The organism is Xanthobacter sp. 91, from assembly GCF_000702385.1.
GTDB classification, from domain to species: domain Bacteria; phylum Pseudomonadota; class Alphaproteobacteria; order Rhizobiales; family Xanthobacteraceae; genus Xanthobacter; species Xanthobacter aminoxidans.
On record NZ_JNIB01000001.1, the window covers coordinates 4,816,329 to 4,836,753 of the forward strand.

Consider the following 20,425-nt stretch of genomic DNA (forward strand, 5'->3'; position numbering starts at 1 on the left):
AGCGTGACCCTTGTTGTCAAAATTGGTGGAAGCCTGACGCGGGGCGCGCCGCCCCGGATTCTGCTCGATCGCCTCGCGGGCCGGAAGGGCCTGGTGCTCGTGCCGGGAGGCGGAGCCTTGGCCGATCAGGTTCGCGTGATTCAGCCGCAGATGGGGCTTTCCGATGGGGCAGCCCACCGCATGGCGATCCTCGCCATGGAGCAGATGGCCCACGCGTTCCTCGACATGGCCCCGGGCCTGCGCCCCGCGCGGACGCCGGCCGAACTGACGTCCGCCGTCGCGACCGGCGCCGCCCTGTGGCTTCCCGCCACCATGACCCTCGACGCGCCAGACATTCCCCAGGGCTGGGACGTGACATCCGACAGCCTCGCCTTGTGGCTCGCCGCGCAGCTTCCGGCCCCACGGCTGGTACTGGTGAAGGCGCCGGGCGTGACGATCCCTCAGACCGGCGACCGCGCGAGCGATATTGCGGCCTGGACTGCGGCCGGTCTGGTGGATGCGGCTTTTGCGACCATGGCACGGGGATATTCTGGCGATATTGTCCTCGTCCCCGCCGACGACGGGGCGCTGATGGAGCAGGCGCTCAAACCGCTTGCACCGCAGAGCATCGAGGAAACGAGAGAAGGCCCGCGCCGATCATGAGCGAGACCCGTTCCAGCAAGAAGCCGCCCCGCTGGGCCTGGGCCCTCACCGGCTCCGGGCACTATTTCACCGAGAGCATCGAGATCATCCGCGAGCTTCAGGACGTGGACCTGTTCATCTCGGACGCGGCGGACGAAGTGCTGCGCATGTACAAGCAGGACAAGGAACCCCTGCCGGCCCAGACCCAGGTGTTCCGCGACAATTCGGCGTCCTCCGCCTCCGTCGGGCGATTCTATCACGGCGAGTATCACACCCTCGTCGTCTCCCCAGCCTCCTCCAACACGGTGGCGAAGGCCGTGCACGGTATCTCGGATACGCTCGTCACCAATTGCTTCGCCCAAGCCGGCAAGTGCCGGGTGGCCTGCATCGTGTTCGCCTGCGACAGCCAGCCGGAGATGATCACCATGGCACCGGAAGGCCCGGTGCCGGTCTATCCGCGCCGCATCGATCTGGACAACACCGCGAAGCTCAAGACCTTCGAGGCGACCGTGGTGGCCGAGACGCTGGAGGAACTGCGCCTCGCCGTCGCCCGTCGCCGGGCCGAGCTTGCCACCCTCTATCCCGTCCCGGCCTGAGCCATGGCCAAGCGCGTCGCCCTCGTCACCGGCTCGCTGGCCGAGCCGCGCATCCGCCGCATCGCGGAGGAGCTTGCGGACGGCACGCTCGATCCGGTGGTGGTGAACATCGGGGTGAAGGTGGCGGCGCTGATGACGGCGGAGATCGTGGAGCGCCGCCTCAAGCTGCCCGAAGGCACGGACAAGGTGCTGATGCCCGGCCGCTTCCGGGGCGACTTGGAGCGCCTCGCCGCCCGCTTCGGCCTGCCGTTCGAGCGCGGGCCGGAGGAGGCGGCGGACCTGCCCAGCTATTTCGGCCGCGGCAAGGGCCGCAATGTGCCCCTCGACCGCCACGATGTGACGCTGTTCGCCGAGATCGTGGACGCGACCCGCCTCACCATCCCGCAATTGCTGGACCGTGCCCGCTTCCTGAGGGGCGAGGGCGCGGAAGTGATCGACCTCGGCGCCTTGCCCGACAATCCGTTTCCGCATCTGGAAGAAGCCATCGCCGCCCTCAAGGGCGAGGGCTTCAAGGTGAGTGTGGACAGCTTCGATCCGGAGGAACTGCGCCGCGGCACCCGCGCCGGGGCGGACTATCTGCTCAGCCTCAACGAGACCAACCTCGCTATCGCCGATGAAGGCGCGGCCGTGCCGGTGCTGGTGCCGGCGCAGGCGGGCGACCTTGCGTCCCTTATCCGGGCCGTCGAGGCGTGCGAGGCGGCGGGGCGGCCCTTCCTTGCCGATCCCATCCTCGATCCCATCCATCTCGGCTTCACCGCCTCGCTCGTGCGCTATGCGGAGCTGCGGCGGCTGAAGCCGGACATTCCCATCCTGATGGGCATCGGCAATGTCACCGAGCTGACGGACGCCGACACCACCGGCATGAACGCGCTGCTGATGGGCATCATCTCCGAGCTGCGCCTCAATGCCGTCCTGGCGGTTCAGGTGAGCCCCCATTGCCGCACGGCGGTGCGCGAGTTCGACCGGGCGCGGCGAGAATATTACGCCGCGCGCGAGGCCGGCGCCCTGCCGCAGGGCTTCGGCGGCGGGCTGATGGCCCTGCGCGACCGGCGGCCCTGGTCCACCAGCCCCGAGGAGGTGGAGCGGCTCGCATCCACGGTGGCCGACCGCAATTTCCGCATCGAGGTGACGGAGCAGGGCATCCACGTCTACAACCGCGACGGCCACCATGTGGCGGTGGACCCCTTCGCCCTCTTCCCCCATCTCAAGGTGGAGGACGACGGCGCCCACGCTTTCTATCTCGGCGTGGAGACGGCGCGGGCGGAGATCGCCCACCACCTCGGCAAGCGCTATGCCCAGGACGAGCCCTTGAAATGGGGCGTCGCGGGCGAGACCGGCGGCAGCGCCGAGGAGGCCCATCGGTTGACATTCAAGGAAGCGGGCTCGACGCTTTCATCGAAGAAGAAAGGCGAAAGCGCGTGATCCGGGAGACCATCGTCACCACCGTCTCGGCCGCCGGGGAGGCGCATATCGCCCCCATGGGCGCGACCGTGGTGGAGGGCGGCTATCTGCTCCAGCCTTTCCGCCCCTCGCGCACGCTGGACAATCTGGCAGCGGCGAAGAGCTGCGTAGTGAACTTCTCGGATGATGCCCGCATCTTCGCCGGCTGCATCACCGGCCGGCACCGCTCCTGGCCCACCGTTCCCGCCACCCTTCTCAAGGGCGCGGCACGCCTCGCCGACTGCCTCGCCCATGACGAGGTGGAGGTGGTGCGCATGGAGGACGACCCCACCCGCCCCCGCTTCTTCTGCCGCACCATCCACCGCGAGACCCACGCGCCCTTCCTCGGCCTGAACCGGGCGGTGGCCGCTGTGCTGGAAGGCGCCATCCTCGTCTCGCGCCTGCACATGATGGACACGGACCGGGTGGACCGGGAGATGAACTATCTCTCCATCGCCATCGACAAGACCGCCGGTCCGGCCGAACGCGAGGCGTGGGACTGGCTGTGCGAGACCATCGCCGACCACCGGGCGCGGGCAGCGTCATGACGGCGCACGTTCCGGCCCGGCCGGGCCTCCTTGCATCGGTGGCGACCCTCGACGAGATGCGCACGGCGCTGGCGGCGGGCGTCGATATCCTGGATCTCAAGAACCCCTCCGAGGGCGCGCTGGGCGCGTGGGCGCCGGAAGCGCTGCTGGACGCCGTGGCCCTGTGGCGCGTCGCCGGCGCACCGGGCAGCCTCAGCGCCACGGTGGGCGACCACCCGCTGGAGCCCGACGTGCTGCGCGCCGCCGCCGAGCGCACCGCCGCCACCGGCGTGCCGCTGGTGAAGATCGGCTTCGCCCTCGGCGATGGCGCCGCCCTCCCGCCCGTACTCGAAGCCCTTCGCCCCCTCGCCCGCGAAACGCGCCTGATCGCCGTGCTCTTCGCCGATCAGGCGCCGGACCTCGCCGCCGTGCCGCTGTTCGCCGGTGCCGGCTTCCATGGCGTTATGCTGGACACGGCGGACAAGGCGGCCGGCGGCCTGCTCGCCCACCTGCCGGTGGAAACCCTCGCCCGCTTCGTCGCGGCCGCCCGCGCTGAAGGGCTGCTGACCGGCCTCGCGGGCTCGCTGAAGATGGCAGATATCGCCCCGCTGGCGGCGCTGCGGCCGCATTATCTCGGCTTCCGTGGAGCCCTATGCGCCGAGGGGCGGACCAGTGCCCTCGATCCGGCGCGTCTGTCCGCCGTGCGCGATATGCTGGCGGGGCGCATCCTCGCCTGAGGCCGGTCAGGCGGGCGGGATCGCCGCCACCGCGTCGAGGATATCGCCCGCCGCTGCAATCTCCGCCTCGGTCACGGTCAGCGGCGGCAGCACGGCGAGCACATTGCCGAGCGGCCGGGCGAAAAGGCCCCGCTCGGCCAGATCCTCGGTCAGCGAAGCGGCCGGCCCGGAGCAGACCAGCCCCTGAACGAGGCCGGTGCCAGTGGTGTCACTGAAAAGGTCCGGCCGGCGCCAGCGCAGGGTGGCGAGACGGTCCTCCAGCTTCCAGCCTATCTCCTGCACCCGCGTCTCGAAGCCGGGCGCAAAAGCGGTCGCGAGGACCGGCAGCAGGCCGGCGGCTGCATCCTCGTCCAACAGCGGCAGGCCGGAGGGCAGGCTGCGGGCCAGACGGGCGCTGAGCACCAGTGCCGAAGCCCCCTCCCCCTCCTCGGCCTTGCCCGGCAGCCCATCGATGACCATCACATCCGGCGCCACGCCGCGCCATTCGTGGGCGAAGGCCATGCCGGTGCGGCCGAGGCCGGCATCGGTTTCGTCGAACATCAGCACGATGCCATACTCATCCGCCGCCTGCCGTGCCGCCGCGAGGAGGAAGCCCGGCAGAAAGCGCAGGCCGGTATCGATGGAGGCAGGTGCGAGCAGCAGCGCCGCCACGTTCGGCCCCATGGCGGCCTCGATGGCCGCTTCGTCCTCCGCGATGCGCCGCACGCCCGCATCCTGCGCCAGCGCCGGGGCAAGCCGCGGGTCGTCGGAGACCACGATGATCTCCCGCCGCTTGGGCCGCCCCGCCGTGCGGTGGTGGAGACGGATGGCATCGACCGCCGCGCGCCACGCCGTCGCGCGATCGGCAAAGAAGCGGGCCACGTCGCCGAAGGAATGCTGCGTCAGGAGGGCAGCGCATCTGGTGAATGCGGAAGCGCCCTCCCCTTCGCCCACCTCTCCTTCCATGATCCGCGCGGAATCGAAGCGGACGGCGCCCGAGAAATCGAGCGACGGCGCCGCAACGGCGGCTGCATCGTCGGGCGGCGCTTCAATGCCGTCGGCGTCTGGGGCGGTTACCGACACGCTCTCCTCCATCCCTCGGATGAAGCAAGGAGCGCGCCGGGATCAGTCGTACTTGATGTAGGAAAAGCGCAGATCGTGCTGGGGCGTGCCCTCCAGCGGCGCATCCTCGCCGGCACCGGGCTGCCACTGCACCACCTCCTCGATCTTCTTCGCGAGGGCGAGATCGCGCACGGTGATGCCTTTGGCGTCGTGGGACTGGAGCCGAACCTCCACCCATGCGTAGGAGGCGGTGAGGTCGGGATGGTGCCACGCCGCCTCCGCCAGATGGCCGACGGTGTTGATGACCATCAGCGTGCCCTTCCAGCTGTTGGTCTTGTAGGTGCGCTTGATCCAGCCGTCCTCGTAGCGCCAATGGGGCAGATCGGCGGCGAGGTGGGCCGCCACCTCATCCGGCGTGAAGGTCTTCTTGCGATCGACGGTCATGGTCGGCTCCGCGGCAGGGCCCGGGCGCGCGCAGTTGATCTTGCCAGTTGATCTTGCACAGTGCGCCACGCCGCGGGTGATGCTGTATAAGGACGAGGCCCGCGGCAGCCCCGGGCATATCCCGTTCTGCCGCAGCGGATGGAGAACCATGTCGAACGCGCTCGCCTTCCTCGTCAACACGTCGATCGTGCTCCTCACCGTCGCCGCCATGGAAGGCGTGGCGTGGGCGGCGCATAAATATGTGATGCACGGCTGGGGCTGGGGCTGGCACAAGTCGCACCACGAGCCGCGCGAAGGCGTGTTCGAGCGCAACGACCTCTACGCCGTCGTGTTCGCCGGCATCGCTATCCTGCTCATCTACTTCTACCGGAATGGCGGCCCGCTGCTGTGGGTGGGCGTGGGGATGACCGTCTACGGCTTCCTCTATTTCTTCGTCCACGACGGCATCACGCACCAGCGCTGGCCGTTCCGCTACGTGCCGCGCAACGGCTATCTCAAGCGCCTCGTGCAGGCGCACCGGCTGCATCATGCGGTGGAGGGCAAGGAGGGCTGCGTCTCCTTCGGCTTCATCTACGCGCCGCCGCCGGCCGCGCTGAAGGCCAAGCTGAAGAAGCTGCACGGCGGCAGCCTCAAGAACGGCGAGGCGGCGGAATAGCCGCGCAATTCCTGATCCTGAAACGAAAAGAGGCGGCCCGAGAGCCGCCTCTTTCTTTTTGATCGGGAAGCCGTCAGGCCTTGACCAGCGGCAGCTTGGGCACCGGGCTGCCGGAGCGTCCCGGACCACCGGCCGGCCCGCCCTTCGGGCCCTTGCCCTTGGGGGTGGGCTTGGCCTTGGACTTGGCCGCCGGCTTGCGACGCTTGGCGGGGGCCGGGACGATCTTTTCCGGCTTGGGGGTGACGGGGCCTTCGGGGAATTCGAAGCCGAGCTTCGAGTCCTTGCCCTCGCCTTCCACCACCACGCGCACGTGGCCGCCATTCTTGAGCGCGCCGAACAGCACGAGGTCCGCCAGCGGGGTCTTGATGAACTCCTGGATGACGCGGGCCATGGGCCGCGCCCCCATCTGCTCGTCGTAGCCGCGCTCCACCAGCCACGCGCCCGCCTCGTCGGAGAGCTCGATGGTGACGTTGCGGTCGGCGAGCTGGGCCTCCAGCTGGAGCACGAACTTCTCCACCACCTGGGTGATGACCTCGGGCGGCAGGTGGCCGAACGGGATCACCGCGTCGAGGCGGTTGCGGAACTCCGGCGCGAAGGTCCGGTTGATGGCCTCCGAATCGTCGCCCTCGCGCTTGCTGCGGGTGAAGCCGTAGGCGGCCTTGGCCAGATCCGCCGCACCCGCATTCGTGGTCATGATGAGAATCACGTTGCGGAAGTCGATCTGCTTGCCGTTGTGGTCGGTCAGCTTCCCGTGGTCCATCACCTGCAGGAGGATGTTGAAGAGGTCCGGATGGGCCTTCTCGATCTCGTCCAGCAGCAGCACGCAGTGCGGGTTCTGGTCCACGCCGTCCGTCAGCAGGCCGCCCTGGTCGAAGCCCACATAGCCGGGAGGCGCGCCGATGAGGCGGCTCACGGTGTGGCGCTCCATGTACTCCGACATGTCGAAGCGCAGGAGCTGCACGCCCAGGATGGAGGCGAGCTGCTTGGCAACCTCGGTCTTGCCGACGCCGGTGGGGCCGGAGAACAGGTAGCAGCCGATGGGCTTCTCCGGCTCGCGCAGGCCGGCACGGGCCAGCTTGATGGAGGCGGAGAGCGCCTCGATGGCCTTGTTCTGCCCATAGACCACTCGCTTGAGGGTCGTCTGCAGGTTGGCCAGCACCTCGGCATCGTCCTTGGAGACGGTCTTGGGCGGAATCCGCGCCATGGTGGCGATGGTCGCCTCGATCTCCTTCAGGCCGATGGTCTTCTTGCGCTTGGCCTCGGGCAGCAGCATCTGGGCCGCACCCGACTCGTCGATCACGTCGATCGCCTTGTCCGGCAGCTTGCGGTCGTGGATGTAGCGGGCCGACAGCTCCACCGCTGCCTTGATGGCGTCGTTGGTGTAGCGCAGCTTGTGGTAGTCCTCGAAGTAAGGCTTCAGCCCCTTCAGGATCTCGATGGCGTCCGGCACGGTGGGCTCGGCTACGTCGATCTTCTGGAAGCGACGGACGAGGGCGCGGTCCTTCTCGAAATACTGGCGGTATTCCTTGTAGGTGGTCGAGCCCATGCAGCGGAGCGAGCCGGAGGCCAGCGCCGGCTTCAGCAGGTTGGACGCATCCATGGCGCCGCCCGAGGTCGCACCGGCACCGATGACCGTGTGAATCTCGTCGATGAACATGATCGCGTTGGGATAGGCCTCGATCTCCTTCACCACCTGCTTGAGGCGCTCCTCGAAGTCGCCGCGATAGCGGGTGCCGGCGAGCAGCGCGCCCATATCGAGGGCGAAGACGGTGGCGGTGGCCAGCACCTCCGGCACCTCGCCGTCGTTGATGCGCTTGGCGAGACCCTCGGCGATGGCGGTCTTGCCTACGCCCGGATCGCCCACGAACAGCGGGTTGTTCTTCTGCCGGCGGCAGAGCACCTGGATGGTGCGGGTGATCTCGCTGTCGCGGCCGATGAGGGGATCGATCTTGCCCTCATGCGCCTTCTTGTTGAGGTTGATGCAGTAGGCGTCGAGCGCGTCGGCCTTCTTCTGCTTGTCGTCGCCGGACTTGGTCTCGGTCTCCTCCTCGGCGCCGCGCACGGGCCGGCTCTCGGACATGCCGGAGCGCTTTGCGATGCCGTGGGAGATGTAGTTGACCGCGTCGTACCGCGTCATGTCCTGCTCCTGCAGGAAATAGGCGGCATGGCTCTCGCGCTCGGCGAAGATGGCGACGAGCACGTTGGCGCCCGTCACCTCCTCGCGGCCCGAGGACTGGACATGGATGACTGCGCGCTGGATAACGCGCTGGAAACCGGCCGTGGGCTTTGAATCGTCGGAGCCGGACTGGACGAGATTTTCCAGCTCGGTGTCGACATATTCGATGAGGTTGCGACGGAGCTTCTCCATGTCGACGTTGCAGGCGCGCATGACGGCGGCCGCATCCTGATCGTCGACGAGCGAGAGAAGCAGGTGCTCGAGAGTCGCGTATTCGTGGTGGCGTTCGTTCGCGAGGGCCAGAGCGCGATGGAGCGACTGTTCGAGGCTGCGTGAGAATGTAGGCATCGACACCTCTTTCGCGCGTCGCACCGGACTTTCGGAATCTTCCCCCAGATCCGGAGCACGTGCACCATTCACACAAACTTCGTACTGGATGCCGCAGTGCGCAAGTCCCTCGGCGAAAGGAAAGCGCGCGGGCCTGTCGCCGAATTCCGCTTGACGACGGCACAACGCCCCGCCGGCCCGAACTTCCGCCCGGGTCGGGCACGATCACTTTTTCTGCGGGAAATCTGAACGCCGCCTGTTGCGGCTCACTTCTTTTCCATCACGCACTGAAGCGGGTGCTGATGCTTGCGGGCGAAATCCATCACCTGAGTCACCTTGGTCTCGGCGACCTCGTAGGTGAAAACGCCGCATTCGCCGACGCCGTGATGGTGGACGTGGAGCATGATGCGGTTCGCCTCGTCCCGGTTCTTGCTGAAGAACCGCTCAAGCACGTGCACCACGAACTCCATGGGCGTGTAGTCGTCGTTGAGCAGCAGCACGCGATAAAGGCTCGGCCGCTTGGTCTGGGGCTTGGTGCGGGTGATGACGGCCGTGCCCGGTCCGTCGCCCTTGCGCGGCGGCTCGCCCGCCATGGCGCGCGGCAGCGTGCGCGCGGGCATCACGCGGGCCGAATGGGCGCCAGCCGGATGAGACGGATGGAAAACGTGCTTCATGATCCTCGCGCCCTGTCGCGATCCCCGGAGGCAAGCCGGAGCCTCGGCGCAGCCCCTGACGGCTGGCAATCATAGAAAAATCGATGCGTCCGCGCCAGTACCGCAGTGCGCAAGGAGGACACCAAGCGCATGCGACCGCATGGACGTTCGGTCGGCTTCTATGTCGGGAGCAATGCTGACGAGCGCAAGGTCAGGTGCGCATATCCCGCGTGCGGCGCATTGATGCGCGGTCAGGGAGCGGGCGCGACCGGATCGTCACAGATGGGGGCGCCGGGGCGCGACGCGATACGAGCCCCCGGCGCGGAACCGGGAGGCCATCCCTGACGGGCCGGCCTCGCGGGATCATCCAGCCCCCGGCACGCAGTGCTGCGCGCCGGACGGGGCGAGCCTCAGGCCGCAAGCCCGAGGAATTTGCCTCAGCGGCCGAACTTGCCGAAGGAGGTCTCGAAGGGCTTGTAGCTCTCCTTCGCCAGCTCCGTGTAGAGCTCGCCGAGCTTGGTCGCTTGGGCGACGGCGCCCTCGTAGGCGGTCTTGAGGTAAGACTGCTGGATCTCGATGGCCTGCTCGAGGGTCTTGGCACCGAGCAGCTTCTCGAGGGCAGCGGTGCCCTGCTCGAAGGAAGCCTTGGTGTAATCGGCGATTTCCACCGCGATCGCCTGCGCGCTCTTGGAAAGCGTGCCGAAGCTCTTCATCGCGGCTTCGACATTGTCCTTGCTGAGCTTCTGGAGCTCTTCAGCGCCCTGAACCATTGGATGTCCCCTTTCGCGCCAGCAAACGCGCCGGCCTAGCGTCGAGTGGATTATGCCTCCGCTCAGTTGTGGATATTATGCACTGCACAACGAAAGTCAAGCGATATGGTGCACCGCACAATATGGCAGAGGCGCCCGGTTTACGCCTTGGTAACTCCGCGTTTTTAGGGTCAGGCACTGGTCGCTTCCCTGGACCTCCGGTGCGACGCACAAGCCTCTCACAAGGCTTCCCTGTCACATCGGTCTTTCCGGAAAAGGGGCGGCGTCTGCGACCAGCGACACGGGACAAAAGTACATGCGTTACGCTCGCGGCGGTCTGCCACATTGCTCGAAAGCCCTTGCCCTTGCGGTGCTTGCGGCCTTCTCCCTGACGGCAACGGTGGCCGACGCGAAGCCGCGCAAGAAGACGCAGGTGGAGCGCAGCGCGAAGTCGTCCTCCAAGTCCGCGTCGAAGTCCGCATCCAAGTCGAAGCCGTCCCCCAATACCAAGACCGCTGCCGCTGCGGACCCGGACGGTGGTCGCTGGCGCTACGGCTCCGCCGCCATCATCGTGGACGGGAATACCGGCAAGGTGCTGTACGAGGAAAATCCGGACGCCCTGCGACATCCTGCCTCAGTCACCAAGATCATGACGCTTTACCTCCTGTTCGAGCAGCTGGAGGCCGGAAATCTTCGCCTCGACAGCAAGTTGGAGGTATCCGCGAAGGCGGCGTCGCAGCAGCCCTCCAAGCTCGGCATGAAGCCCGGCCAGACCATTGAAGTGGAAGACGCCATCAAGGCGATCGTCACCCGCTCGGCCAACGACGTGGCGGTGGTGATCGCGGAAAATCTCGCCGGCTCCGAGTCCGCCTTCGCCGAAGCGATGACCGAGAAGGCCCACGCCCTCGGCATGAGCCGCACGGTCTATCGCAATGCCTCCGGCCTGCCGAACGTGAACCAGGTGACGACGGCCCGCGACCTGTCCATCCTCGGCCGCGCCATCCAGGAGCGCTTTCCCAAGCAATACAAGTACTTCGCCACCCGCACCTTCTATTATCGCGGTCAAGCCATCGGCAATCACAACCGCCTGCTCGGCCGGATCGACGGCGTGGACGGCATCAAGACCGGCTACACCAATGCCTCGGGCTACAATCTCGTCACCTCGGTGAAGCGGGACGGACGCTATCTGGTCGGCGTCGTGCTCGGTGGCTCCAGTGGCGGTTCGCGCGATGCGCGGATGACCAGCCTCATCAGCCAGAATCTGCCCACCGCCTATGCCGGCGGCCGCATCGCGCCGAAGATCACCGAAGTGGCGGACAACGCCTTCTCCATCAGCAAGCCCGGCACCTTCAACGCGCCCATGCCCATCGTCGCCGCCCGTGACGACGTCCAGCCCCATGCGGTGGCGCCGCTGCCGAAGCCGGCCGTGGTCGAGGCCAACGCCGAGCCGACCACCACCGCCTCCATCCCCGCCAAGCCCGCCACGCGCACGGCCAATCAGACCGTCGCCGCCGCAGCGCCTTCGGCCCCCCTGCCCCAGGTGAAGCCCGGCTCGGCCGAGCCCATCAAGCCGGTGGCCGTGAAGACCGTCGCCATCCAGAAGCCCATCGCCGCCAACGTGGCTGCGGCGCTGGCCGCCGCCCCCGCCCCGGTCCAGGTGGCCTCCAACACCCAGTTCACCTCCGCTCCCTCGGGCGTCCTCGGCTATCTCGGCCCCTCCCGCCTTGCGCAGTCGCCGGCCGCCGCCGCCGCGACCGCCGCGGCCGAGGGCCGGGCCCACGCCAAGCCGCAGCAGGTCGCCGCGCGTACCGATGTGCCCGCTCCGACCGCCCCGCCGTCCGGCAAGGACAATTCCCGGCTCGGCGCGCACGATGCCGCGGCCGAGCAGGCCATGCGCGCCGCGCGCATCGCCGCCATGGAGCCGGATGATCCCTATGCCCGCGCCCTGCGCGCCGCCCGTGAAGGCGTGGTGGACAACCGCGCCAACCCGCAGGCGGTCCAGCAGGCCGCAAAGCCGGTGCGCACGGCCTCCCTCGCCCCGGTGGCCGAGCCCCAGCCCGCGCCTGCCGCTGCCCCCTCCCAGCGCAGCCACGTGCCGGCTTCCGCCAAGACCGGCTGGAGCATCCAGATCGGCGCGTTCGATGCCGAGCGTGCGGCCCGCACCAAGCTCGATGCCGCCCGCACCCGGGTGAAGTCGGCGCTGGCCGGCGCCGACCCCTACACCGAGAAGGTGACCAAGGGTTCTACCGAACTCTACCGCGCCCGCTTTGCCGGGTTCGATGAGAAGTCGGCCAAGGAAGCTTGTCGTTTACTCAAGCGTAACGATTTCGACTGCATGCCTATCAGGAATTGAAGTTCTGACAGAGAATCAGCGATGCTTGCGCAAGATCACGTCCTTCGCTCGGTTGATCCTCGCCGCGAGATAATCGGAGCCCCCATGATCGGGGTGGAGCTTCTTCATGAGGGAGCGGTGCGCCGCGCGGACAGCTTCCGCGCTCGCGCCCGGCTGAAGGCCAAGGATCTGATAGGCCTCCTCCTCGGGCATCGCAGCGTCCAGGCCACCGCCTCCGCCCATATCCCCCGCACCCGCGTTTCCCTGTGCGTTCTCACGCCAGGCGGGCGCCCGGCGGTCGAGATAAGCTTCGAGTAAGGCGAGCGACTGCGCATCGCACTGCGGGCGCAGCGCGACCAGGGAGGGGATGTCCAGCTCCTCCAGACGCCGCCCGGCATGGACCCCGGCAAGCACCGTTCCCCGCATGTCTCCGGTGGAATGGTCCAGTTCCATCTCGATCATCGCGGTGCGCACGCCCGAGGTTTTCGGTGCGCCCCGCCGTTTGAATAGCCCGCCGAGATAACCGCCGATCCCCTGCGGATCGAGCCGCCCCAGGAGGGCGATGCCCACCGCCCCGAGCGGAATCGCGATGCCGATCCGCCCTGTCACCAGAGCGCCTGCGGCGCCGAGAAGGGCGGCATAGGCCAGCGTCCGCATCATGGCGGCGATGAGGGCCTTCGGATCGGCTTTGGTCCAGACCGAAAGGCCATAGAGGCCGATCAGCAACAGCAACGCACCGGCGACAAGACTAATCACGCGGAACTCCGGATCGGGTCGCCGCGCCCCTGCGCCGGCGGGATGGTTTCGAAAGACGGGCGAAACGCCACCGGTCAGCGGCCCATGGCGGCGATGAGGCGCCGGGCGCCGTCGTCGCGGCGGGACGTCAGCGCCATCTGGCCGCCGGCCGCATAGGCGGCGACCGCCGCGAGCAATTGGCGAAGCTCGCCGGGGGCCGAGGGGTCGAACCGGCACCACGCGCCACCTGTGACCTGCGCAAGGCCGCGGAAGACGTCTTCCACGCGCGCATCGTGGCCTTCCTGGAACATGAACAGCTTCACGCCGCGCAGGGCGAGCTGCCCCGCGGCCTCCTTCAGCACCGCCGGGTCTTCCTCCACCGCGTCGCCGACGAAGACCGCGGCGCGCAGCCCCGAGCGCTCGGCTTCCTTGCCGAGATGGCCCAGGATGCGGTTGATCTGGGTGAGGCCGCCCATGCAGGAGATGCGCCGCATCAGCCCGCCCAGCGTCGCGGCATCGCGCACGAAGGGGGAGGCGCGGCACTCATCCTGTCCGCGATAATAGACGATCTGCATGTCGAGCCCGCCATGGGCGGCGGCAGAGGCGAACATGTCCGCCTGGATGTCGCATGCGAGCGTCCAAGTGGGCTGGCGCGAACCTGTGGCATCGAGCGCGAAGGACAGCCGACCGCGGCCATCCGCAGGTCGGGCCGGCGGCATGCTGCGGGCCGCGGCCAGGAACGCCTCCACCTCGGCCGAACCGGAAACAGGAACCGATCCGGCGGCTTTGGTTTCCGCCAGTTTCCCCTTGCTGTCGTCGCGCGTGGCCATGCGTTCCTCTCTGTTCCCACACATAAGCCGCATCGAACGGCGCACCAAGGCCCTCGCCCGACCGTCCGCACGGCGGCAATGGCTTGAAGCGGACCGGCCCAGGGCCTATCTGCACCCCCCAGCGGCCGGGCGCCGTATCGAGGGGATGGGACGATGGCGACTTTGCCGAGGGTTGTGGGCCGGGTGCGCGAACTGAGGTCGGCGGTGGCCGGCTTCCGGGCCGAGGGCTCCAAGGTGGCGCTGGTGCCAACCATGGGCGCGCTCCATGTGGGCCACATGGCGCTCGCCGAGAAGGCGCGGGAACGCGCCGGCCGCACCGTCGTGTCGATCTTCGTCAATCCCGCCCAGTTCGCCCCGAACGAGGATTTCGACAAATATCCCCGCGCGCTGGAGGCGGACCTCACCAAGCTCGCCGAAGTCGGGGTCGATCTCGTCTATGCGCCCACATCGACCGAGATGTATCCGGCGGGCTTTGCCACCCGCATCAGCGTGGGCGGCCCCTCCGAAGGGCTGGAGACGGATTTCCGGCCCCACTTCTTCGGCGGCGTGGCGACCGTGGTGGGCAAGCTCTTCATCCAGTGCGCGCCCGACTACGCCATGTTCGGTGAGAAGGACTACCAGCAGCTCAAGGTGGTGACGCGGCTGTCGAGGGATCTCGATCTCGGCGTCGAGGTGGTGCCGGTGCCGACCATCCGCGAGGAGGATGGCCTCGCCCTCTCCTCCCGTAACGCCTATCTCGACGAGGAACAGCGCAAGATCGCGCCGGTGATCTATGCCGCGCTCACGCGCGCCGCCGAGCAGATTCGCGCGGGAACGGAGCCGCAGGCGGCGGTGGATACCGCCTCCGGCATGATCTCCGCGCTCGGCCTCAAGGTCGACTATGTGGCGGCCCGCAACGCGGAGACCCTGGCGCCGCTCAAGGATGCCAAGGAGCCCATCCGCCTGCTCGCCGCCGCATGGCTCGGCCAGACCCGCCTGATCGACAACATCCCGGTGTGACGCCCATGGGGGCGGTCTACACCGCGCCCATGTAGCTCGCCGCAAAGCCGATCACCACCAGCGCGAGGCCGACGGAAAGGACCATGAGCATGCGTCCGGATGTGACGCCCTGCCTGGCCTTGGCTGCCGTCTTCACCGGCGCCCCGTCCACCGTGCGGCCATCGGTGCGGTGGAATTCCACGTCCTCTCGGGCTTCCTTCGGATCTTGCATGGGGCTCTCCTGACGGTGTTGTGTTCCGTAAGGAGAACGCTTCCCGGCGCCATGGGTTTCCCCGTGGCGCCGGCAAAGGCTTCTAGCCGGCGGCCACCTCTCGCATCCGGGCGAAGGCATGGTCGAGGTCGGCCTTGAGGTCGGCGGTGTCCTCGAGCCCGATGTGCACGCGCACCGCCGGCCCTTCCACCTCCCACCGCGTCGCGGTGCGGTAGTCCTTGCAGTCGAAGGGGATGGCGAGGCTCTCGTAGCCGCCCCAGGAATAGCCCATCCCGAACAGCGTCAGCGCATCGAAGAAGGCCGCGACCGCCTTCTCGGGCACCGGCTTCAGGATGAGGCTGAACAGGCCGCTGGCGCCGCTGAAGTCCCGCTTCCAGATGGCATGGCCGGGATCGGACGGCAGGGCGGGATGCAGCACGCGCGAGACTTCCGGCCGCGTGGCGAGCCACTCGGCCATCTCCAGCCCCGCCTTCTGGTGGTGGGCGAGCCGCACCGCCAGCGTGCGCAGGCCGCGGGCGGCGAGCGCGATGTCGTCGGGACCGACCGTCATGCCCAGCGCGCTGTAGGTGGAGCGCACCTTGCCGAGGGCGGAGCCGACGGCGGAGATGGTGCCGATGCTCACATCCGCGTGGCCGCAGATATATTTGGTGCCGGACTGGATGGAGATATCCACGCCGAAGGCATGGGGCTTGAAGAAGACCGGGGTCGCCCAGGTGTTGTCGATAAGGGTGGTGATTCCGCGCGCCTTCGCCACCGCGACGATGGCCGGCACATCCTGCATCTCGAAGCTCTGGGAGCCGGGCGCCTCCAGGAAGATGGCCTTGGTGTTCGGCCGGATCAGCGCCGCGATGCCCGCGCCGATCAGCGGATCGTAATAGGTGGTCTCGACGCCGAGGCGAGCGAAGAGCCCGTCGCAGAAATTGCGGGTGGGCCGGTAGACGCTGTCCACCACGAGCACGTGATCGCCGCTGACGGCAACCGCGAGCAGCGCCGTCGTCACCGCCGACAGGCCGGACGGGGTGAGCACCACGCCGTCACCGCCTTCCAGCGCGGTGAGCGCCACCTGCAGGCTCTCGCTGGTGGGGTTGCCGTGGCGACCGTAGGTGTAGCGCGCGCGATGGTGAATGAGGTCGTCGTAATTCGGGTAGAGCACGGTAGAGCCGCGCACCACCGGGGTGTTCACGAATCCGTCGAAGCGGCGGGGATCGCGGCCGGCATGGACGATCTTGGTGGCCGTGCCCCGCCCCTCGCCTGACGCTCCGTCTGCCCCGTGGTCATCCCTGCTTGCGTCCGACATGCGCATCTCCTGTGGTCACGGCAGCTTGCGACCGGCCGGCCGCTATTGACCGCTCCGCTGTGAGGGGTTGTGATGGGCGGGATAGACGGCCTTGATCCGTCCGTCGAGCCATCTCGTGCCGGATCGCGGCGGGAGGCGGCCGCGGCAGGGCTCGTCGTCGCGAAAAAAGGAACCTTCCGTGAAACGCATCCTCCTCGCAGCAGCAGGACTTCTGTCGCTGGCCGGTGCCGTGCAGGCCGCGACCCTCGACGACGTGAAGGCGAGAGGCGCCCTCAACTGCGGCGTGACGCAGGGCCTGCCCGGCTTCTCCAGCCCCAACGACAAGAATGAATGGAGCGGGCTCGACGTGGACTTCTGCCGCGCCATCGCCGCCGGCATCTTCAACGATCCCACCAAGGTGAAGTTCACCCCCCTCTCCGCCAAGGACCGCTTCACGGCGTTGACCTCCGGCGCCATCGACGTGCTGTCGCGCAACACCACCTGGACCATGTCGCGCGACACCACCCTCGGCTTCAACTTCGCCGGCGTGATGTATTACGATGGCCAGGGCTTCCTCATCCGCAAGTCGGTGGGCCTGAAATCCGCGAAGGAGCTGCAGGAAGCCTCCATCTGCGTGCAGACCGGCACGTCGAACGAGCTGAATGTGGGCGACTACTTCCGCGCCAACAACATGAAGTACCGCGAGGTCATCGCCTTCGCGACCCTCGACGAGACGGTGAAGGCCTATGAATCCGGCCGCTGCGACGTGTTCACCTCGGACAAGTCCCAGCTCGCCGCCGTGCGCCTTAAGCTCACCAACCCGGCCGACCACGTGCTGCTGCCCGAGACCATCTCCAAGGAGCCCCTCGGCCCGCTGGTGCGCCACGGCGACGACCAGTGGTTCGACCTCGTGAAGTGGACCTACTTCGCGCTGCTGAACTCGGAAGAGCTGGGCATCACCCAGAAGAACGTCGACGAGATGGTGAAGTCCGAGAATCCGGACATCAAGCGCCTGCTCGGCACCGACGGCAAGTATGGCGAGGGCATCGGCCTCACCCCCGACTGGGTGGTGCGCATCATCAAGGCGACCGGCAATTACGGCGAGATCTACGACCGCAATGTCGGCCCCGCCACCCCGCTCGGTATCGAGCGCGGCCTCAACAACCTCTGGACCAAGGGTGGCATCCAGTACGGCCCGCCGGTGCGCTGAGCGCACCCCGGGGCCTGATGGCCCACGCCTTGCTTGAGAACTTGGCTTGAAGACGGGGCGGAGGACGCGGGCATCGTGCCCTCCGCCACCAAGAACACAGGCCAAAGGCCTGAGCTTTCGGGGGTTTCATGTCTGAAGTCAGCCCTGCCGCGCCGCCGCGGCCACGGGGCCGTCGCTGGTCCTGGACGGATCCCAAGCTGCGGTCCCAGGTGATCCAGATCACCGTCGCGGTCATTCTCCTCTGGTTGCTGTGGTCGTTCTATTCCAACGCCCAGTCCAACCTCTCCAGGCTCGGCATCGCCTCAGGCTTCGGCTTCCTCGACAATCGCGCCGGCTTCGCCATCAGCCAGTCGCTGGTCCCCTACAACGAATCCATGTCCTACGGCCGCGCCTTCCTGGTGGGGCTGCTCAACACGTTGCTGGTGGCCTTCCTCGGCATCATCCTCGCGACCCTCATCGGCTTCCTGATGGGTGTGGCCCGGCTGTCGAAGAACGTGGTCATCAAGGCGCTGGCCTCCGCTTATGTGGAGATCACCCGCAACCTGCCGCCGCTGTTCCAGATCATGTTCTGGTACCTCGCCGTGCTGGCCACCCTGCCCGGCCCGCGCCAAAGCTGGGGCTTCGGGCTGCAACCGCTGCTCGGCGCCATCGGCTCGGGCCTGTCCTCCATCGGCCTCGGCTTCCTCGGCGGCCCGCTCTCGACCTATGCCGCCACCCTCGCCGCACCGGGCGTGTTCGTGAACAACCGCGGCCTCGTGGTGCCGCGCCCGATCTTCGAGGACGGCTCCATGGCCATCCTCTACGCCCTCATCGCCGCCTTGATCTTGAGCTTCCTGCTCGGCCGCTGGGCAAAGAAGCGGCGGGAGGCGACCGGGCATTTCTTCCCCGTCTTCTGGACCTCGCTCGGCCTCATCATCGTGCTGCCGCTCCTCGCCTCCGCCGCGATGGGCTTCCCGGTCGGCGTCGAGAAGCCGGAGCTGCGCGGCTTCAACTTCGTCGGCGGGCTGCGCGTCATCCCCGAATTCGTGTCGCTGCTGCTGGCGCTGTCCATCTACACCGGCGGCTTCATCGCCGAGATCGTGCGCTCGGGCATCCTTGCCGTGTCCAAGGGCCAGACCGAGGCGGCCCATTCGCTCGGCCTGCGCAACGGGCCGACGCTGCGCCTCGTCATCATCCCGCAGGCCATGCGGGTGATCGTGCCGCCTTTGACCAGCCAGTATCTCAACCTCACCAAGAACTCGTCGCTGGGCGTCGCGGTGGGCTATCCTGACCTGTTCGCCGTGTTCGCCGGCACCACGCTGAACCAGACCGGCCAGGCCATTGAGATCATCGCCATCATCATGGCGGTCTATCTCACCATCTCCATCGTCACCTCGACGATCATGGGCTGGTACAACAAGCGCGTCGCGCTGGTGGAGCGGTGACATGACGGACATCTCCGCCCCCCGCCCGTCCATCACCCCCGCGACGCCCTTCGTCTCGACGGCGTTCCACGAGCCGCAGCCGGCCCCGGTCGCGACCCGCGGCCCCATCCTGTGGGCCCGCCAGCATCTGTTCGGTTCGGTGCCGCAGGTGCTGCTCACCCTGTTCGGCATCTGGCTGCTCTATGTGACGGTGCCGCCGCTCATCAAATTCTTCCTCATCGATGCGGTGTGGACCGGCACGAACCGAGATGCCTGCCTCGCCGAGAAGCTCGGGCGGCCGGTGGGCGCTTGCTGGCCCTTCATCTGGGCCAAGCTCGACCAGCTCATCTACGGCTTCTACCCGGCCAGCGAGCGCTGGCGGGTGAACGTGGTCTACTGGCTCGGCGCCATCCTGCTGCTGCCGCTGCTGATCCAGAGCCTGCCCTACAAGAGGCTCAACGCGATTCTCTTCTTCGGCGTCTATCCGGTGGTGGCCTTCGTGCTGCTCACCGGCGGCAACCTCGATCTCCAGCGCTTCGTCCTCGGCTGGCTCGGCGTCGATTTCTCCACCATCGGCGGCGCGCAGGGCCTGCGGATCGGCTTCTGGATCGATTACGTCCTCTCCACCGTCCTACTGACGGCCATCGCCTACGGCATCTCCCGCTTCCTTGCGGGGCCGGAGGGCGGACGCTCGGCGGCGCAAACGACGCTCAGCGTGCTCGGCGTCCTTGCCGTGGTGCTGCTGGCGGTGGACATCGACACCGGCCTGCCGCAGGTCGAGACCCGCTTGTGGGGCGGCCTGCTGGTGACGCTGGTGATCGCCGTCACCGGCATCACCGTGTCCCTGCCCTTCGGCATCCTCCTCGCCCTCGGCCGGCGCTCGCGCCTGCCGCTGGTGAAGTGGCTGTGCATCATCTTTATCGAGTTCTGGCGCGGCGTGCCGCTCATCACCGTGCTGTTCTTCGCCACCTACATGCTGCCGTTGTTCCTGCCCGGCCGCTTCACCATCGACGGACTGCTGCGGGCGCTGGTGGGTGTCGCTTTGTTCGCCTCGGCCTACATGGCGGAGGTGGTGCGCGGCGGCCTGCAGGCCATTCCCAAGGGCCAGTATGAGGGCGCCATGGCGGTGGGCCTCAGGTCGGGGCTGATGATGCGCCTCGTCGTGCTGCCGCAGGCGCTGAAGCTGGTGATCCCCGGCATCGTCAACAACTTCATCGGCTTGTTCAAGGATACGACGCTGGTGCTGATCGTCTCGATCTTCGACCTGCTCGGCTCCATGCGGGCGGCCTTCACCGATCCCAACTGGGCCTCGCCCACCACCCTGTTCACTGGCTTCGGCTTCGCCGGAATCATCTATTTCGTCTTCTGCTTCGGCATGTCCCGGTACTCGATGGCGCTGGAAAAGCGCCTCGACCGGGCGCACCGGCACTGAGAGGGGCAACACACGTGAGCGCAGATCCCAT

20 protein-coding genes are annotated in these 20,425 nt (G+C 67.7%); 11 read left to right on the forward strand and 9 right to left on the reverse strand.

Going from position 1 to position 20,425, the window contains the following annotated elements:
* Nucleotides 1-3 precede the first annotated feature (3 nt).
* The 5 genes from A37E_RS0122470 to A37E_RS0122490 are packed head-to-tail and all read left to right on the forward strand — an operon-like array spanning nucleotide 4 to nucleotide 3,921.
* Nucleotides 4-642, forward strand: coding sequence for an aspartate kinase (locus A37E_RS0122470; RefSeq protein ID WP_245279469.1), 639 nt, complete (start codon nucleotides 4-6; stop codon nucleotides 640-642).
* Entirely contained in the window at nucleotides 639-1,217 is a 579-nt protein-coding gene (locus tag A37E_RS0122475) for a flavoprotein (RefSeq protein ID WP_029558668.1), read from the forward strand. Before A37E_RS0122470 ends, A37E_RS0122475 begins: the two co-directional genes overlap by 4 nt.
* A 3-nt stretch (nucleotides 1,218-1,220) precedes the next feature.
* A complete protein-coding gene (locus A37E_RS0122480) occupies nucleotides 1,221-2,639 on the forward strand; it encodes a DUF6513 domain-containing protein (RefSeq protein WP_029558669.1) in 1,419 nt (472 codons plus the stop codon).
* Nucleotides 2,636-3,205, forward strand: a complete 570-nt coding sequence (locus tag A37E_RS0122485; protein WP_029558670.1) for a DUF447 domain-containing protein — start codon at nucleotides 2,636-2,638, stop codon at nucleotides 3,203-3,205. Before A37E_RS0122480 ends, A37E_RS0122485 begins: the two co-directional genes overlap by 4 nt.
* Nucleotides 3,202-3,921, forward strand: a complete 720-nt coding sequence (locus A37E_RS0122490; RefSeq protein ID WP_029558671.1) for a (5-formylfuran-3-yl)methyl phosphate synthase — start codon at nucleotides 3,202-3,204, stop codon at nucleotides 3,919-3,921. Before A37E_RS0122485 ends, A37E_RS0122490 begins: the two co-directional genes overlap by 4 nt.
* Nucleotides 3,922-3,927: 6 nt before the next feature.
* Here the strand turns inward: A37E_RS0122490 and A37E_RS0122495 are convergent, their stop codons facing one another.
* Nucleotides 3,928-4,983 carry an aminotransferase class III-fold pyridoxal phosphate-dependent enzyme gene (locus A37E_RS0122495; protein ID WP_197023033.1) on the reverse strand — a complete coding sequence of 352 codons (1,056 nt, stop codon included), beginning with the start codon at nucleotides 4,981-4,983 and terminating at the stop codon, nucleotides 3,928-3,930.
* 42 nt (nucleotides 4,984-5,025) lie between these two features.
* A complete protein-coding gene (locus tag A37E_RS0122500) occupies nucleotides 5,026-5,406 on the reverse strand; it encodes a 4a-hydroxytetrahydrobiopterin dehydratase (protein WP_029558673.1) in 381 nt (126 codons plus the stop codon).
* Nucleotides 5,407-5,554: 148 nt separating this feature from the next.
* Here A37E_RS0122500 and A37E_RS0122505 point away from each other — a divergent pair, with 148 nt between their 5' ends.
* The gene (locus A37E_RS0122505) at nucleotides 5,555-6,061 is read left to right on the forward strand and encodes a sterol desaturase family protein (protein WP_024278859.1); all 507 of its coding nucleotides are present in this window, start codon (nucleotides 5,555-5,557) and stop codon (nucleotides 6,059-6,061) included.
* A 73-nt stretch (nucleotides 6,062-6,134) separates the two neighbouring features.
* Here A37E_RS0122505 and clpA read toward each other — a convergent pair whose 3' ends face one another.
* From clpA to A37E_RS0122520, 3 genes are all read right to left on the reverse strand, one after another.
* A complete protein-coding gene (clpA, locus tag A37E_RS0122510; protein WP_029558674.1) occupies nucleotides 6,135-8,585 on the reverse strand; it encodes an ATP-dependent Clp protease ATP-binding subunit ClpA in 2,451 nt (816 codons plus the stop codon).
* A gap of 245 nt (nucleotides 8,586-8,830) precedes the next feature.
* Nucleotides 8,831-9,157 carry an ATP-dependent Clp protease adapter ClpS gene (clpS, locus tag A37E_RS0122515; RefSeq protein ID WP_169121436.1) on the reverse strand — a complete coding sequence of 109 codons (327 nt, stop codon included), beginning with the start codon at nucleotides 9,155-9,157 and terminating at the stop codon, nucleotides 8,831-8,833.
* 497 nt (nucleotides 9,158-9,654) lie between these two features.
* Nucleotides 9,655-9,987, reverse strand: coding sequence for a phasin family protein (locus tag A37E_RS0122520; protein ID WP_024278856.1), 333 nt, complete (start codon nucleotides 9,985-9,987; stop codon nucleotides 9,655-9,657).
* A gap of 295 nt (nucleotides 9,988-10,282) precedes the next feature.
* Here A37E_RS0122520 and A37E_RS0122525 point away from each other — a divergent pair, with 295 nt between their 5' ends.
* The gene (locus tag A37E_RS0122525; protein ID WP_038193558.1) at nucleotides 10,283-12,319 is read left to right on the forward strand and encodes a D-alanyl-D-alanine carboxypeptidase; all 2,037 of its coding nucleotides are present in this window, start codon (nucleotides 10,283-10,285) and stop codon (nucleotides 12,317-12,319) included.
* A 15-nt stretch (nucleotides 12,320-12,334) separates the two neighbouring features.
* Here A37E_RS0122525 and A37E_RS0122530 read toward each other — a convergent pair whose 3' ends face one another.
* The gene (locus A37E_RS0122530) at nucleotides 12,335-13,054 is read right to left on the reverse strand and encodes a DnaJ domain-containing protein (protein ID WP_245279406.1); all 720 of its coding nucleotides are present in this window, start codon (nucleotides 13,052-13,054) and stop codon (nucleotides 12,335-12,337) included.
* A gap of 74 nt (nucleotides 13,055-13,128) precedes the next feature.
* Nucleotides 13,129-13,863, reverse strand: coding sequence for a hypothetical protein (locus A37E_RS0122535; RefSeq protein WP_051679269.1), 735 nt, complete (start codon nucleotides 13,861-13,863; stop codon nucleotides 13,129-13,131).
* A 153-nt stretch (nucleotides 13,864-14,016) separates the two neighbouring features.
* Between A37E_RS0122535 and panC the strand changes: the two genes are divergently transcribed.
* Nucleotides 14,017-14,862 carry a pantoate--beta-alanine ligase gene (gene panC, locus A37E_RS0122540; RefSeq protein ID WP_029558679.1) on the forward strand — a complete coding sequence of 282 codons (846 nt, stop codon included), beginning with the start codon at nucleotides 14,017-14,019 and terminating at the stop codon, nucleotides 14,860-14,862.
* Nucleotides 14,863-14,878: 16 nt separating this feature from the next.
* On the opposite strand, the gene A37E_RS0122545 is transcribed toward panC, so the two are convergent.
* Nucleotides 14,879-15,073 carry a hypothetical protein gene (locus tag A37E_RS0122545; RefSeq protein ID WP_029558680.1) on the reverse strand — a complete coding sequence of 65 codons (195 nt, stop codon included), beginning with the start codon at nucleotides 15,071-15,073 and terminating at the stop codon, nucleotides 14,879-14,881.
* 82 nt (nucleotides 15,074-15,155) lie between these two features.
* Nucleotides 15,156-16,370, reverse strand: coding sequence for a cystathionine beta-lyase (gene metC / locus A37E_RS0122550; RefSeq protein WP_029558681.1), 1,215 nt, complete (start codon nucleotides 16,368-16,370; stop codon nucleotides 15,156-15,158).
* Between the two features lie 178 nt (nucleotides 16,371-16,548).
* Here metC and A37E_RS0122555 point away from each other — a divergent pair, with 178 nt between their 5' ends.
* The 3 genes from A37E_RS0122555 (at nucleotide 16,549) to A37E_RS0122565 (ending at nucleotide 20,394) form a co-directional block, all read left to right on the forward strand.
* Nucleotides 16,549-17,559 (forward strand): amino acid ABC transporter substrate-binding protein, encoded by a 1,011-nt coding sequence (locus A37E_RS0122555; protein WP_024278849.1) that lies wholly within the window; start codon nucleotides 16,549-16,551, stop codon nucleotides 17,557-17,559.
* Nucleotides 17,560-17,687: 128 nt separating this feature from the next.
* On the forward strand, nucleotides 17,688-18,983 hold the full coding sequence (locus A37E_RS0122560) for an amino acid ABC transporter permease (RefSeq protein WP_029558682.1): 1,296 nt from the start codon (nucleotides 17,688-17,690) through the stop codon (nucleotides 18,981-18,983).
* 1 nt (nucleotide 18,984) lies between these two features.
* Entirely contained in the window at nucleotides 18,985-20,394 is a 1,410-nt protein-coding gene (locus A37E_RS0122565) for an amino acid ABC transporter permease (protein ID WP_029558683.1), read from the forward strand.
* Nucleotides 20,395-20,425 lie beyond the last annotated feature (31 nt).